Raw genomic sequence first — 12,377 nt, 5'->3', positions numbered from 1 at the left:
GACGGCGACACGGGCCAAGCGTGCGTCAACGGCGCGATCACTCGCATTCGACGTGTCCACGACGGCCTCCGTTTCGGGAGCGGCTGCGCCCGTCACGCGAGGCCCGACAAAGCTGCCACGGCCGGGCTGTCGGCAGATCCACCCAGCATCGTGCAGATCGCCCAGGGCACGACGCACCGTCGAGCGACTCAACCCGCTGGCAGCGACCAGCTCCTCGTCCGTCGGAAAGCGCTCGCCCTGCTTGGGCTCGCTCGTCTCAAGAAACCGCCGGACGCGATCGCGCAGCACGACGACGGCACGGCGTGACGGATACTCGTCCTTGCCGATGACGTGGAGGAATCGCTCTTCCCACGCATCCGCAACGGCGGTCGATTGATCAAGTTTTGAACCAGTTCCGAACATCTGGACAGAATGTAATCGGCGAGACGGAACCCGTCAAGACAATCGGCGATGATCTGATAAAAATCTGCGATCGACCAATCCGCAGTGTTCAAGAAAAAGCCGTCTCCGGAGGCGTGATCCCGGCTGGATGTGGCAATCCATCCGTGGGAACCGATCCAGGCCGTGCGACAAAGTGGTCAACCTGAGACCGGTCGGCGTGGGCGGGTTCAGGATTGTCGCCGCAGGATGAGCACCATCGGCGCTCCGTCGTCCACCTTCAGATCAAGGCCGATGGACTCGAGGTCGTCCGTTGAGATCTCCGCCGGCAACGCTGAGGCAGCACCCTCAGCGCCTTCCACCGGCAGTTCGACCGACCACGTGCCACCGTCCAACGGCAGGCGAACGTTGACCGTCTTGTCGAAGCCGTCCATGTTCATCATCAGCAGAGCGTGGTAGCCCTTCTCGGCGTGGCTGCGACGTGAAAGCAGAAGGTTGGTCGCAAGCTCGCCTGAGACGACGTCGGTGATCTCAGCCAGACGCCAGCTGCTCGGCACACCATCGCCACCGTCTTGTCGCGCGGCGTCCTCCAACGCGATCCAGAGCAACTTGGCCAACGGGTAACCGACGAGGTCGCCGGCCTGGAAGTAGACGTGGCCGTCGCCGTGGGTCTTGCGGGTCAGAATCGCCCGCCCGTCGTCACCGGCGGCGAGCACCGCGACGCCGGGACCCGCATCGACCGCACGGGCCTTCTGGCGAGCTTCGATCACTCCGGGAAGCGCATCGACGCCAAAGGCAACGGTTGTCGACACGCGGCCGATCGCCTGCTCGGCGTAGTCGCCGATGGTCGCGCCGACGACGTCGGACGTGTTGCTGATCGTGCGGCCGTAGAGGTCCTTGTCGAAGGTCTCCTCGCCGACGATGAGCGTCCCGCCGTTAGCGACGAAGGTCTCCAGGGCAGCCGGCAGGTCGCCCTCGACGTTGGCCGCACCCGGCAGCACCGCGACGTCGAACCCGTCGAGCCCGCCCTCCGCCAGGAGCTGGTCTGCCGGCACAACGGCCATGTTCCAGTGCGAGTAGGTCAAGGCCGCGAAGTAGGCTGCACGCTTGTCGAGTCGTGCCGGCTCATACACGCGACGCCGGGCATCTTCCCAGGAGTAGACGAACGCGATCTTCGCATCAGGCCCCCACGGCTTGGGCAAGATGTCGCCCGCGATCGGCTGAATCTGCTCGGCAAAGTCGGACACGCCCCGCAGCGCCTCGGTCCGCCGCGCTGCAGGGTTGAGTGCTGTGAACGGGAAGCGTTCCGCCAGCATCTCGACGTGCGCTCGGCCCTGGTCCCACGCCCAGCCGCGCTTAACCCAGTTGAAGACGCTGAGCCCATCCAGCCCCGCGATCACCTGCCGCCACATGAGCTGCGACGTGTCTTCCTGTCGCTGACCTTCGAGGCTGTGCTCGTTGTCGAAGATCATCCGCTCGCCTGCGATGGCCAAGAGCAGCGCGTTTTCCATCGGCGCCGATGCCATCGAGGCCGACAGTGCAGTGTCGGGACGCTCTGAGTTGCCGCGACCGCTCGTCCAACTTCCACCGCCGGTGGGCGTCTGCGCCAGCGAGAGATGGGGCATGAGCTTGTGCGTCCAGACCGCTTCGCGCGGACTCTGCGTCCAGGCCCCGAGCGGTTGCACGCCGACAAGCGTGTCGGGCAGGTGGCCGTTGACGACTTCGACGCCGGCTTTGACAAGGTCGACGTATCGCTCCTGCAGATACTCGTCGTAGTCGAAGAGGCGATTGAGGTGCTTTGGCGTGCGGACTTGATCGTCGAAGAAGGCCGCCGCCTCGAACGTGGCGAAGCTCGTTCCCCAGGTCTCGTTCATCGCTGGAACACTCGCAAACCGGTCCCGCAGCCACGCTTCGAACTCGGCCTGATGATCATCGGTCTGAGGGATGTACGAAGGCTCGTTCATCAACTCGTACGTCAGGACGTTCGCACCGCCTTGCGCGTAGCGCTCGGCATAGAGGTCCCACATGTCGAGCCAAAGCGTCTTGCCCGGGCCGATGATGCGGAAGTAGACCCAATGGTGATCGCCCTGGGTCAGCACTTCCGGCGGGAGCATCTCACGCGTTGCCGGTCGCCCCAGCGTCCAGGGCCAGCAGACCAGGTCCATGTGGATCGGCAGGCCGATGCGCTCGAGCGTCTGCTCAAACGGCGGAACGCCAGGGTTCTGCGACGTCAGCTCCTCCGCGTCGGCGATGTCGTAGCTGACCTTCTCGTACCAGAACTTGGGCGGCATCCAGAACGAGACGGAGTTGAAGCCGAGCCGAAGCAGCTTCTCCTGATTCAGGACCTCGTTGTAAATCCAGCCGTGTGCGTCCGGATCGAACAGGCCGTGCGATTCGGGCGCGTCGGCGGGGTCGAGGCTGCCCCACAGGTCGTGCTGCTGCACCTCGCTCATGTACGGCGTGAGCACGAAGACCCGACTGCCGTCACCGCGAACAAACTTCCCGTCGACCACGCGGGGCGGATCGAGATCAAAACGCTGCGCTGCCGGCAGCTCGGCTAGTTCCGGCCACGTCACGTGCGGCTGGAGCACGTCCTGGTTCTGCTGCTCGACGTACCACTGAGGCAGCTCGTCGAAGCGGACCAGTTCAATCTCGTCGATTCCAAACGCCAGCTCCGCCTGACGCCTGGTTTGAATCATGATGCCGGTCACCTCGTCGCCCACTGAGAGCGAGCGGAACGCGCTCAGGGGCATGTACACCTCCTGCCAGCTCGTCGGGTTCTCGTCGTAACCCCGGCCCTGCTCGATGTGCGAGGCGTTCACATGCTCTCGCTTGATCTCTTTGTCGCCTTGCTGGAGGAACACCTGGAACTCCAGCTCGCCGTGGGGAACGCCGTAGCGGTTAATGGTGGCGTTGACTGCGAAGCGGACAAAGCCCTTGTCGAACCAGTCCTGCGTGATCGTGATCGGCTGGCCGTCGCTGATCGAGAAGCCGGACCACGGCTTGGCAGACCAGTCGTCGTTGAACCAGAGGTGCTGGCCATCAGGCGTCGCTCCGCCACGACGTGCTTCGTGCGGAATGCGAAAGACCCGCAGCTTGGTCCCGTCGGCCGGCGCGTCGTCGAAGTACGAGAACCGCTCGACAGGACCAGCGGCGAGACAAGGCGTCGCCAACCCAAGTGCGAGGGTGGCGGCAAGACACGGCGCTGCGAGAGACATTCGGCTCATGGGATCCTCCTTCGACGGACCAGGCTGAGCGAGCAGCCCGACCGAAGCCAGACGCAAAGGGCTCATTGCGACAGATACAGTCCAGACATTAACGGGCAGTCAGGCGTCTTGCAACAGCTGAAACGTCGATTTCAGGATTGAATCTCCGTCCACCAGTGCCCAAATCACTCTTGATTGACACTTGTGTTCAATCAGTTCAAAGCCTTAGGCTGGGCCAGTGCGACGACCACCCACACGCGGATGGAACAGCTTCGACTCGTTCGGCGTCGTCGCCGACGAGCAGGCGCTTTTGGACAACCTCGACGTCTTCGCCGAACGACTTCTGCCGCACGGGTACGACACCTTCGTGCTCGATGCGGGCTGGTTCCGCCAGTACCACCGCGTCCCTGGCCGACGCTTCCCGGTTGCAATCGGCGGGAGTCCGGTCAAGAGCTACGTCGTCGACGAGCACGCGCGATACCGGCCCGCGAAGGACATGTTTCCCAGTGGGTTCGCGCCCATCGTGGATCGGTGCCGGGCCCTGGGCATCCGGTTCGGGCTGCATCTGATGCGCGGCATCCCGAAGCAGGCGGCCGACGGCGAGGCGACGATCCTCGGTACCGACTGCACCGCGTCTGACCTGGCCGACCGTGATACCACGTGTTTCTGGTGCAGCGACAACTACGGCGTTCGCCCTGATCATCCGGCCGCGGCTGCGTACTACGACTCGGTCATCCAGCTCGTCACCGACTGGGGCGTCGACTTCCTCAAGATCGACGACCTCGTGCCCTACCCGCGAGAGATTGAGCTCATCGCCGACGCCATCGCGAAGATCGATCGGCCGATCGAACTGAGCCTCTCTCCCGGCGGGCGACTGCGCACCAGCGACCTGCCGACGTACCGCCGGGCCGACATGCTGCGGGTCACCTCGGACGTCTCGGATCGCCCAGAGGACATCGCCAAGTCGTTCAAAGCGATGGAACTCTGGCAAGGCCAGGAACAAGACGACTTCGCGATCGATCTGGACATGATTCCGTTCGGCGAGCTGAGCGTCTGGAACCACGGCGACCTTCCCGTCGGTGCCGAGGCCCTGGTCTACGGCGAAGGCTCGCGCAGGCAGTCACAGTTCACGCCCGCACAGAAGCGAACGTTCATGGCCCAGCGTGCCCTGGCCGCGTCACCGCTGTTCATGGGTGGGCACTTGCCCAACACGCCGGATGAGGATTTCGAGCTGCTCACCAACCCGCGGCTGCTCGCCTGTCAGGCGAATGGCGTCATGGCACGGTCGGTCCAGTTCCACGGCAACTGGATGGCCTTCCACGTCGCCGATCGAGACAACGCCAGCGCCGGTTGGCTCGGCCTGTTCAACCGGAGAAACGACAAGCTGTCGATCGATGTCGCGCTCCTCTCACTGGACGTGTCTCACGTGTCGGTGGACGTCGAAGACGTCTGGAGTGGCGAGACGTCCACTTGGAAGAACCGCGCTCAGATCACGCTGCCTGCCGATGACGTCGCGTTTGTTCGCTACGAGGCAGCGACGCACGCTCAACCAGATCCCGGAGTGTGACGACCACCACCTCGAGCCCACGGTCACGGACAGGCCCCGTCTGACGCGGGCTTTCGGTAACGTCAGCTGCACTGCGTGTCGATCGACAGTGCGCATTCAAGGGAGAGAAGCATCCGCCTTTCGACCGTGGCCGTCTCTTCGCCAGCCAGTCGTTCTCCTTGTTCGTTCCCGCCTCACCCTCCCACGTCCATCTTGATCACGCCACGCTGACGCTTCACGGCGATGACGCGTTGCTTGAGGTTTTCGAAGAGCGGCCGCGGGTTGCTGACGCTGCGAAGCTCCAGTTCCGGCGTGGAGCGGTCATCGCTGGTGATGTGGATGGAGCCGACGCCAAAGATCTTGTCGAGCGGGCCTTGCCGCATGCGGACGTCGTTGACGTGCCAAAGTTCGAGCGTGTCGATGTTCGTCGTGATCAGCCCGTGCTCGAAGTCGATGCGGTAATTGGTGATTTTGAAGCGATTGCGCTTCACCCAGAGCGACGGGAAGAAGAACAGGCCGATGCCGACGGGAATGAGGACCCACAACCACCACGGCGGGCCGGCCTCGCCGAAGACCTGCATCAGCACGGGAAGCGCCGCGACGACCAGGCCGACGGTCAGCCAGACCATCAGCAGGCCGAGCTCACCGCGGAGCAGCGGGCTGCCCTCGTAGTAGACGATCTCCTGATCATCCTCGGCCGGGGCGTGAGGCCCTTGGCCGGTGATCTGATCGGTCGGGTGCGGGGCTTCGTCCATGCCCTCACGATAACGCCGGCCGGGCAGCAGGCGAACGAGCATCGGCCTTGCCGGTCAGACGCAGGCCGAGACGCGAGGCCGCCGGCAGCACGCGTGCAGCCGAGACGATGGTCCTGCTGCTCCAGCCGCGCGACATCGCCATCGCCGTCAGTCGACAGGCCACGCGACGGGTTCGCCAGAGCTTGCCGTATTGCGTGTCGAGCTGACGGAGCGTTGCCTGGTCCCAACCCTCGCGTGCGACAAGATCGGCCGCGGCGTAGGCGGACGCGATCGCCAGGCCCATGCCTTCGCCGCCGATCGGTTCGAGCGCGGCCGCCGCGTTGCCGATCGGCACGACGCCGGGCGGCCAGGTCTTCGATCGGTATGGCGCAAATCGGGGCAGCGGCGAGGCGAGCCAGTCGCCGATCCTCGTCGCGTCGACGACGGCCTTGGTCAAAGCCGGGTTTTTCCTGCAAAGCCGTTCGAACAGCTCGTCGTGCGACTCGCCTCGCTGAAGCTTGGCCGCGGGTACGTTCATCGCCAGGTTCCAGACGACTCGGTCTCCGTCCGACACGGCCGCGGCGCCGACGTAGTGGCCGTCGAGGGCGAACAGCGCGATCGACGCCGGGTCGAGCGCAACGCCGGTGAAATGGGCCTTGAGCCCGAGGTCGCCGGTCGGCTTGGGCGGAGTCGCCGTCCCGCCCGCGAGCGTGCCCTTGCCGTCGGCGAGGAAGACGACGTCGGCCTCGATCGTGCCGGTGGTCAGGCGGGCCGTCGTGCCATCGAGCTTGAGAACGCGGGCCGGTTGGTGGCGAACGACCTCGGCCGGCAACGCGTCGACGAAGGCTCCGTCCATCGCCTTTCGCGTCACGCCGGCGACATCGTGCGGCAGACGCAACGTCGCCGATCGGCCGCGACGATCGACGAATGTCGCATGGGTTAGCGTCGTCGGCCGAAGCTCGTCCAGGGTCATCCCGAATCCGGCATCGCGGAGGGTCTGCTGGCCGAGGCTGCTGAGACACTCGCCGCAAACCTTGTCGCGAGGGAAGGCCTTGGCTTCGACGACCTCGACCTCAAAACCGCCCCGAGCCAGCACGGCTGCCGCGACGACGCCCGCAGGTCCGGCACCGATGACGAGGGCCCGCGGCATGGGTCGACGTTAGTCCGCGACGAATCGCCACTGTGGCGTTCCGCTGCGGCACCGCCCGTTGAAAGTCGGCAAAAAGATGTTAATCCGTCGGGTCCAAAACCATTGATTGTCGCGCTTTGCCTGCGAAGAGTGCCGGCCGGCCGCGACTTTCGACGGCCATCCGAACGAGCACACAGCACCATGAGCGTCGAGACCATCAACGAACGAGCCGCCAGCGAGTACTTCACCCGAGGCCGCGAAGCCGAAGACGCCGGCGACCTCGACCGGGCCATCGAGCACTACGACCACGCGCTCGGCGAGGACCCCGACCACGACGAGGCCTGCTTCCGCCTCGCACGCCTGTACGACCAGCACGGCAACGACACCCAGGCCATCGAGCTCTACGAGCGCATCTGCGGCGGCAGCCCGGTCCCGCTGAGTGCCCTGGTCAATCTGGCCATCCTCTACGAAGACAACAACATGTACGAGGAGGCGCGGCGGTGCCTGGAGGCCGTGCTGCAGACCGATCCCAACCACAAGCGTGCCCGCCGGTTCCTCGGCGACGTCGACGCTGCCCACGATCGCAGTGCCGAAGAGGAAGAGCGTGCCCGCCAGCAGCGTGACGCCGTGCTCGACATGCCGGTGTTCGACTTCGAGCTGAGCGTGCGTGCCCGCAACGCGCTCAAGAAGATGAACATCGAGACCATCGGCGACCTGCTCCGCATCCGCGAGCAGGACCTCATGGGCTTCAAGAACTTCGGCGAGACGAGCCTGGCCGAGATCAAGGCGCTCCTTGCCAGCAAGGGCCTGCGTCTGGGGCAGCTGCTCGAAGAAGGCGGCGCGGCGTCGATGGAGCCGACGGGCTCTGCCGCGGGGTACTTCGTCGAAGGTGCAGCGCCGTCGGGCACGACCGACGGCCTCGACGGCGAGATGCCTGGCGAGCTGCTCGAACGGCCGATCTCCGACCTCGACTTCTCGGTCCGCAGCCGCAAGGCCCTCCAGCGGCTCAACATTCAGACCGTTGGTGAGCTTGCCGCCAAGAGCGAAGACGAGCTGCTGGCCTGCAAGAACTTCGGCCAGACCAGCCTCAACGAAATTCGCCAAATCCTCGCCAGCTTCGGCATCGGCCTCCGCAAGGAAGGCTGACTCCTGCAGGAAAGCTCCGTCATCCCGAGCGGAGCTAAGCGTAGCCGAGGGACCTCGCAGTGGACGCGGCAGCTTTCGCGAGTTCAGGCGAGGTCCTTCGACTCGCTGCGCTCGCTCAGGATGACCGAGTGGGTTGCCTCGACCTCACGCCGCGGCGCGGGCGGGCTTCTTGCTGGTCGTCGTCGACTCGTCGATCTTGATCGACTCGCTCTCACCAGAGTTCGTCACGAGGCCAAGAGCTTGCTTCGAGATGGCTTTGGCCGTCGTCTCGAAGCTGTACTGCTTTTCGACGCGACGCAGCATCTTGGCACCGAGATCGCGACGGGCGTTGCGCTCGCGGACGAGCTTGGCCGTCTGGTCGAGCCAAGCCTCGTTGTCGTCGGCGATGGCGTCGGAGCCGGTGATGTCGGCTGCGTCGGCGTCGGCGTGGGCGACCAACGGCAGGCCGGCGCCCATGGCCGTCAGGATCTCCGACGCCGCCGGCACGCCCGCCTGGAACGGCACGAGGTAGATGTCTGCCATCGCGAGGAAGCCGGCAAGGTCGCGTCGCGGGCCCGCATAGCCGACGCGTCGTCCGACGCCTGCCGACTCGAACGTGCGACGCAGCGACGTCGTGTCGCCGCCGCCAACGACGAGGTAGACGGCCTGGGTCTGACGGCGAAGCAACTCGATGATCGACTGCCGCATCGCCGGGCCGATGGCCTGGTTGACGTCCGTCGCGGCGGTGGCGCAGATGACGGCCTGATCCGGAATGCCGTACTGCCGACGCGCCGGCGGCTGGCCGTGGGTGGCTTTGAGGTCGACGCCTTCGAGCAGCGTCTGCGTCGGGATGTCGCGCTCGCCCCAGAAGTCTGCGTCGTTGGTCGCGGCGGCCGAGTCGAGGTAGCAGACGGCATCGACGCCGGTCGCGTAGAGCGGTGCACGACGGGCGATCCAGAGCACCTTGCCGGCCGCACGCCATGCGACGACGAGTGCCGCGATCGGGTCGACGGCGTCGGCATCGACGATGAGGACGTCGGTCTGGTCCGCGACGATCCGGTCGGCCAGAGCACGCGCGGCCGAGAGGACGTCGCCGTCAGTCGGGGCGATCCACGTGCCGGAGCCGGCGTCGCGAAGTCGCGACAGCACCTGGCTGCCACGCTTGGCCGACGGGACAGCCCCACGGCCGAAGTTGATCCAGGCGTTGGCGTTATGGCTGGCGGCGGGACGACGGCTGGCAGGCGTGGCGTCACCGAAGCCGGCCCAGTGCTGGCCCTCGCGACGGACGTACGCCTCGGTCGCGTACGCGCTTAGCTTGATCTGCTTCGGGTCGGCATGCGCGGCGAACGCGGCGGCGGCGCGGGCGGCGGGTTCGTCGTCGCCCAGAGCGCTGGTCAAATAGCCGACGTGCGGGCGGTCGTTGCTCCACTCGCCCCCGCCGGTCCAGGGCTCCGCGATCGCTGCGTCGCCGAACAGCTCGGCCAGCTCGACAAGGTTCTCCCGAGCGCTCGCCCAGATGCCGCCTCTTCCGAGATCTTGTGCAGCAGCGGCGGCAGCGGCTTCGATGCCCAGGGCGACTTCACCCCGGCTGATGGCGCTGCGTCCGAACGCCACCGTCGGCGCAGCGGCGTCCTGCTCTCGTCCGATAAACGCGCTGAGTCCGACGAACTGCTCCAGCACGCGACGATCGCTGAAGCCGATCGACTCGAGCGCGTCGCGAAGGTGCGTGTGGCACTGGCGTAGGCCCAGCGTCGCCCCGGCGTGATGGGCGAGGAATCGCTCGGCCGCATTGTCGGACTGCTGGTAGACCGACAGCGACTCGACCGGGACGTCGCCGCCGCGGTTGACCTGCTCGACGATCTCGACAAGCGACGGAGCCGACTCGGCGGACGACGACGGGGATTGGGCGGACGTGCTCATGCTGTTGGTCAACATCGGCGAGCGGTGCGCCGTCGCATGAACGGGGGCGTTGGGTGGATCGTGCGATCCGTGCGCAGAGCCCGAGGCGACGCTGCGCTCTGCCTGCGGCTTCACGTTTGAAGAGAAGACCAACTCACGACTTGGTCATTGCCTCTTCGTCGTGCTGCTCGATCTCGTCGGCGCTTTTGCGGATGGCGTCGCGTTCTTCTTCGGCTTGGCGACGCTTGGCGTGGGCGTCGTCGCGTTCGTGTTGGTCACGTGCGGCGCGTTCGGATTCGCCGGCTTGGCGTGCTTTCTGGTCGGCGACAGCTTCGACGTGCTTCCGTTGGCCGCTGGCGTCGCGGCGGCGGTGGTCGAGTTCGGTCAGGCGCTCGCTGCTGCCATAGACGATCAGCGTGTCACCCGCACGGGATTCGCTGCTGGCGGTCGGGGCTCCGACGTAGCTGCCGTCCTTTCGATCGATGCCGAGTACCAGGACGCCCTCGGTGGTCAACTTCGTGTCGCGCAGCGCCCGGTCGGCCAGCCAGTCTCCCTCGCGGATGGTCAGTTCGCCGATGCCGTAGTCGCCCGAGAGGTGCATCAGGCTCGAATAGTCGCGGACTTCAAGGCTGGTGTACCGCTTGAGGAGCTTGAACGTCCATCGGTTGATGACACGCTCGACCAGCTTGCTGCTGGCGACGCCCCAAAGGCAGACGACGCCGACGAAGAGGAACGTGAGCCGTGCCCAGAGCGGCACGGTGGATTGCGTGCCGAGCAGCCCGGCGATGAGCGTGCCGACGGTCGTGACGATGCCGGCATTGCCGAGCAGCATGAGCGTGCTGATGATCCGCCGACGCACCGGGTGTCCGACGATCTGTTCACTCTCGCCGGTCGTGAAGCCACAGCCAGTGAACGCGCTCCGTGCCTGGAACCTGGCCAGCGGCAGACTCAGTCCGGTTAAGACGAGCATCACCGTCGCCACCCGCACCGTCAGCAGACTGATCGTCAAGACGACGAGAAGCGTGGCGATGGCGGTCATCGGTCGAACAGAAAGCTTGAAGGTAAAAGCTTGAAGCTTGAAAAGCGGAGGAACACGCTATCTGGCCTTTCAGGCTTCAAGCTTCCCGCTTCAAGCTTTCCGGCTTCGGCAAGTACGCCCACGCGCTCCACAGCGTCACGACCACCGTGCCCCAGACGGCGATCTCGCGGAGGACGCGCATGGCGATCTCAAGCCCGTCGCCGCGGTCGAGCCAGCCGCGGGTGACGACGTAGACGAGAACGACCGGAATGGCCGTCGATTGGAAGATCATCTTGGCTTTGCCGGCGGTCTTGGCACCCATCGCCTCGCCTCCGGATTCGCTGAGGCTGCGGAGTGTCGTTACGAGCAGTTCGCGGCTGAGCAGCAGAATCACGACGACCGGCCCGACGCCGGTGAGGTTCTCGCCGGTGTCGGTCACGAAGACCTCGCTGGCGTAGAAGACGAACGTGCCGAGCACGAGAATCTTGTCGCAGAACGGGTCGACGATCCGGCCGAAGGTGGTGCTGGCGTCCCACTTGCGGGCGAGGTAGCCGTCGATCCAGTCCGTCGCGGCGGCCAGTCCGTAGACCCAGCCGGCAGCAAAAAGCCACCACGCCGCCGCCGTCGTGCCGTGCTCGTGAAAGCGGAGCATCCCGAAGAACATCGCCGCCAGCACCAGCCGCCCCACCGTAATGATGTTCGGCAGCCGCCGCTTGGTGGAGGCGTCGAGTTGCAGCACGTCCGGAGTGTAACGCTCGTGAAAGCAGCGGCTCGCCTTGCCACGTCGCATTGGAGCCAGACAATGCGTGGCGCACGTGAACCCGCAGACGATCGACCAACCTCGGCCGCAACGAACGCCCGTCGTCGAGCCCGGCCACGTCCAGCCGCACGCTCGCGACATGAGCGTCGAGGCCTCGGCCGACGTGACGCTGGGCGAACTCAACAACCAGCTTGCCGAGCTATCGCCCGTGCCACAGTGGTTGCCGCTGGACGGCGACAGCGATGCGACGCTGGGCGAGCTGATCGACGTCGACTCGACTGGCGTCCTCCGGACCAGCTTCGGCGGGTGGCGCGACCGACTCACCGGCGTCCAGTTCACAGGCGGCGACGGCAGGCTCGTCAGCGCTGGCGGTCTGCCCGTAAAAAACGTCGCGGGGTACGACCTGGTCAAGCTCATGGTCGGCTCGCGTGGCTCGTTCGGCCGGCTCGTCACCGTCACCGCCCGAACCGTCCGTCGGCCCGACGTCGCATTCGTCCAGGACATCGACACCACGACGAACGCACCGGCGGAGATCGTGGGTGATCTTCTGACGAGCGACGTGCCGCCGCAGTGGTTGCGTCT

At 65.8% G+C, this 12,377-nt stretch carries 10 protein-coding genes; 3 read left to right on the top strand and 7 right to left on the bottom strand.

What is annotated here, in order from left to right; genetic code table 11:
* Together AAGI46_11095 and AAGI46_11090 are read right to left on the bottom strand one after the other, a co-directional pair.
* Positions 1-402 (bottom strand): GntR family transcriptional regulator (locus tag AAGI46_11095; GenBank protein ID MEM1012750.1); only part of this gene is annotated, 402 nt, incomplete at its 3' end.
* Between the two features lie 206 nt (positions 403-608).
* Positions 609-3,605 (bottom strand): beta-galactosidase, encoded by a 2,997-nt coding sequence (locus AAGI46_11090; protein MEM1012749.1) that lies wholly within the window; start codon positions 3,603-3,605, stop codon positions 609-611.
* 217 nt (positions 3,606-3,822) lie between these two features.
* Here AAGI46_11090 and AAGI46_11085 point away from each other — a divergent pair, with 217 nt between their 5' ends.
* Positions 3,823-5,151 carry a glycoside hydrolase family 27 protein gene (locus AAGI46_11085; GenBank protein ID MEM1012748.1) on the top strand — a complete coding sequence of 443 codons (1,329 nt, stop codon included), beginning with the start codon at positions 3,823-3,825 and terminating at the stop codon, positions 5,149-5,151.
* Positions 5,152-5,324: 173 nt separating this feature from the next.
* Here AAGI46_11085 and AAGI46_11080 read toward each other — a convergent pair whose 3' ends face one another.
* Positions 5,325-5,885 (bottom strand): PH domain-containing protein, encoded by a 561-nt coding sequence (locus AAGI46_11080; GenBank protein MEM1012747.1) that lies wholly within the window; start codon positions 5,883-5,885, stop codon positions 5,325-5,327.
* Between the two features lie 4 nt (positions 5,886-5,889).
* The gene (locus tag AAGI46_11075; GenBank protein ID MEM1012746.1) at positions 5,890-7,014 is read right to left on the bottom strand and encodes an FAD-dependent monooxygenase; all 1,125 of its coding nucleotides are present in this window, start codon (positions 7,012-7,014) and stop codon (positions 5,890-5,892) included.
* Positions 7,015-7,194: 180 nt separating this feature from the next.
* Between AAGI46_11075 and AAGI46_11070 the strand changes: the two genes are divergently transcribed.
* Positions 7,195-8,139, top strand: a complete 945-nt coding sequence (locus tag AAGI46_11070) for a DNA-directed RNA polymerase subunit alpha C-terminal domain-containing protein (protein MEM1012745.1) — start codon at positions 7,195-7,197, stop codon at positions 8,137-8,139.
* A 144-nt stretch (positions 8,140-8,283) separates the two neighbouring features.
* Here the strand turns inward: AAGI46_11070 and AAGI46_11065 are convergent, their stop codons facing one another.
* The 3 genes from AAGI46_11065 to pgsA all read right to left on the bottom strand — a co-directional run bounded on the left by AAGI46_11065 (position 8,284) and on the right by pgsA (position 11,774).
* Positions 8,284-10,038 (bottom strand): glycosyltransferase, encoded by a 1,755-nt coding sequence (locus AAGI46_11065; protein ID MEM1012744.1) that lies wholly within the window; start codon positions 10,036-10,038, stop codon positions 8,284-8,286.
* A gap of 133 nt (positions 10,039-10,171) precedes the next feature.
* On the bottom strand, positions 10,172-11,056 hold the full coding sequence (locus tag AAGI46_11060) for a TrkA C-terminal domain-containing protein (GenBank protein ID MEM1012743.1): 885 nt from the start codon (positions 11,054-11,056) through the stop codon (positions 10,172-10,174).
* Positions 11,057-11,132: 76 nt separating this feature from the next.
* A complete protein-coding gene (gene pgsA, locus AAGI46_11055) occupies positions 11,133-11,774 on the bottom strand; it encodes a CDP-diacylglycerol--glycerol-3-phosphate 3-phosphatidyltransferase (GenBank protein ID MEM1012742.1) in 642 nt (213 codons plus the stop codon).
* Between the two features lie 67 nt (positions 11,775-11,841).
* Between pgsA and AAGI46_11050 the strand changes: the two genes are divergently transcribed.
* Positions 11,842-12,377 (top strand): hypothetical protein (locus AAGI46_11050; GenBank protein ID MEM1012741.1); only part of this gene is annotated, 536 nt, incomplete at its 3' end.

It is taken from the genome of Planctomycetota bacterium, assembly GCA_038746835.1.
Taxonomy (GTDB): domain Bacteria; phylum Planctomycetota; class Phycisphaerae; order Tepidisphaerales; family Tepidisphaeraceae; genus JBCDKH01.
This window is presented reverse-complemented; position numbering and strand designations above follow the sequence as displayed.

What these genes read in the sequence shown, in the direction of transcription:
- AAGI46_11090 (MEM1012749.1), bottom strand. Translation starts at nt 3,605, where the DNA reads ATGAGCCGAATGTCTCTCGCAGCGCCGTGTCTTGCCGCCACCCTCGCA.
- AAGI46_11080 (MEM1012747.1), bottom strand. Translation starts at nt 5,885, where the DNA reads ATGGACGAAGCCCCGCACCCGACCGATCAGATCACCGGCCAAGGGCCT.
- AAGI46_11075 (MEM1012746.1), bottom strand. Translation starts at nt 7,014, where the DNA reads ATGCCGCGGGCCCTCGTCATCGGTGCCGGACCTGCGGGCGTCGTCGCG.
- AAGI46_11070 (MEM1012745.1), top strand. Translation starts at nt 7,195, where the DNA reads ATGAGCGTCGAGACCATCAACGAACGAGCCGCCAGCGAGTACTTCACC.
- AAGI46_11065 (MEM1012744.1), bottom strand. Translation starts at nt 10,038, where the DNA reads ATGAGCACGTCCGCCCAATCCCCGTCGTCGTCCGCCGAGTCGGCTCCG.
- AAGI46_11060 (MEM1012743.1), bottom strand. Translation starts at nt 11,056, where the DNA reads ATGACCGCCATCGCCACGCTTCTCGTCGTCTTGACGATCAGTCTGCTG.